This window comes from Streptococcus suis YS161, from assembly GCF_002760245.1.
Lineage (GTDB): Bacteria > Bacillota > Bacilli > Lactobacillales > Streptococcaceae > Streptococcus > Streptococcus suis_I.
The window spans coordinates 1-1,259 of sequence record NZ_ASCA01000086.1 but is presented as its reverse complement, the minus strand read 5'-3'; the positions used below and the strand labels follow the sequence as shown (position 1 = coordinate 1,259).

The 1,259-nt window shown below is 48.5% G+C and carries 1 rRNA gene; it reads right to left on the bottom strand.

The window, feature by feature from the left end:
- Positions 1–1,259 (bottom strand): 23S ribosomal RNA (locus SST111_RS10810); the annotation flags it as partial.

Here is a 1,259-nt window from a genome sequence, read left to right as displayed (position 1 = left end):
TTTTCTCGGCAGTGTGACGTCACTAACTTCGCTACTAAACTTCGCTCCCCATCACAGCTCAATGTTACAGATACAAGCATTTGACTCATATCACACCTCACTGCTTAGACGGGCACTTCCAATCGCCCGCTTTAGTTAGCCTACTGCGTCCCTCCATCACTTCATACTCTAGTACAGGAATATCAACCTGTTGTCCATCGGATACACCCTTCGGTCTCTCCTTAGGTCCCGACTAACCCAGGGCGGACGAGCCTTCCCCTGGAAACCTTAGTCTTACGGTGGATGGGATTCTCACCCATCTTTCGCTACTCATACCGGCATTCTCACTTCTATGCGTTCCAGCACTCCTCACGGTATACCTTCTTCACACATAGAACGCTCTCCTACCATAACACTAATGTGTTATCCACAGCTTCGGTAAATTGTTTTAGCCCCGGTACATTTTCGGCGCAGGGTCACTCGACTAGTGAGCTATTACGCACTCTTTGAATGAATAGCTGCTTCTAAGCTAACATCCTAGTTGTCTGTGCAACCCCACATCCTTTTCCACTTAACAATTATTTTGGGACCTTAGCTGGTGGTCTGGGCTGTTTCCCTTTCGACTACGGATCTTAGCACTCGCAGTCTGACTGCCGACCATAAATCATTGGCATTCGGAGTTTATCTGAAATCAGTAAACCGAGATGGCCCCCTCATCCAAACAGTGCTCTACCTCCAAGATTCTCAAATGTCGACGCTAGCCCTAAAGCTATTTCGGAGAGAACCAGCTATCTCCAAGTTCGTTTGGAATTTCTCCGCTACCCACAAGTCATCCAAGCACTTTTCAACGTGCCCTGGTTCGGTCCTCCAGTGCGTCTTACCGCACCTTCAACCTGCTCATGGGTAGGTCACATGGTTTCGGGTCTACGACATAATACTAATTCGCCCTATTAAGACTCGGTTTCCCTACGGCTCCGTCTCTTCAACTTAACCTCGCATCATATCGTAACTCGCCGGTTCATTCTACAAAAGGCACGCTCTCACCCATTAACGGGCTCGAACTTGTTGTAGGCACACGGTTTCAGGTTCTATTTCACTCCCCTTCCGGGGTACTTTTCACCTTTCCCTCACGGTACTGGTCCACTATCGGTCACTAGAGAGTATTTAGGGTTGGGAGATGGTCCTCCCGGATTCCGACGAGATTTCGCGTGTCTCGCCGTACTCAGGATACTGCTAGGTATAAAGAATATTTCAAATACGAGGCTATTACTCTCTTTGGC